General features: G+C 67.2%; 1 protein-coding gene. It reads left to right on the top strand.

Annotation, left to right across the window (positions count from 1 at the left end; all coding sequences use genetic code 11):
• Positions 1-651: 651 nt before the first annotated feature.
• Positions 652-838 (top strand): hypothetical protein (locus tag MKK82_RS09545; protein ID WP_243985464.1); only part of this gene is annotated, 187 nt, incomplete at its 3' end.

Here is an 838-nt window from a genome sequence, read left to right as displayed (position 1 = left end):
TCGATCTCCTGCTTTTCGACCCTCACGCTGTTAGCCGCGGCCGCAACTTGGCTTGTCCCTCATGGCGACTGGACTTCCACGACGTTCACCCAGCGGCCGGCGTCGGTAGCATCTGCTCAGCCACAACCTGCATCTGCTTTTCCGACTTGGGTCGAGGTCCCACACCTGACGGGACCCCTCACCCACGCGAACGATCCAGATACCTTCTCTGTCGCTGACGGACCTCGCACCTTCCTAGATCCAAACCCTGCGGACACCGTAGAGCAGCTGGCCTTCCTTCCCCCACGCGCCAACCCACGTCTTCCGCTGATCGGCCGAGCGCCCCTCGATGCGACGCGTCTGACGCACGAGCTGCTGCCCGCCTGGAACGAGCCCGCCGAACGCCAAGACATAGCGACGGTAGCCCCGCAATCGGTGGTGGCGACGCTCGAACCGGACGTGCCGCAATCCACGCAGGATCGAGCTGAGACGACGACGGCACGAACTCTGCCGGCCGATCCAATACCGACGCTGATCCTGCCACCTCGATCGGCCCCGGCGCGAGCCCCAACCGAGGTCGTCATTCGCCCCGCTCAGCCAGTGGCGGCCTCGCCCCCACCTGAACGCGTGGCGACGCTTAGCCCAGACCCTACGCGGCAGGCGGTGGATCAAATGAGCCCGATCACGCCGCTCCGCGACGCACCGGGCGTGGTCGCGCCGATACTGAACCCGGGACCGGCGAGGCACGCGCGGTCTCTCAGGAAGCCAAAAGCGGCGACAGCGGCCTCTCAGGCGCGGGTGCCCTACCGCGATGCCGAGCAGACGGCGAGCATCATCAGCCGGCCGACCTCGGCTCGGG

This window comes from Methylobacterium sp. E-046, from assembly GCF_022829625.1.
GTDB classification, from domain to species: domain Bacteria; phylum Pseudomonadota; class Alphaproteobacteria; order Rhizobiales; family Beijerinckiaceae; genus Methylobacterium; species Methylobacterium longum.
The sequence above is the reverse complement of the archived record's forward strand: the minus strand, read 5'-3'. Positions and strand labels throughout refer to the sequence as shown.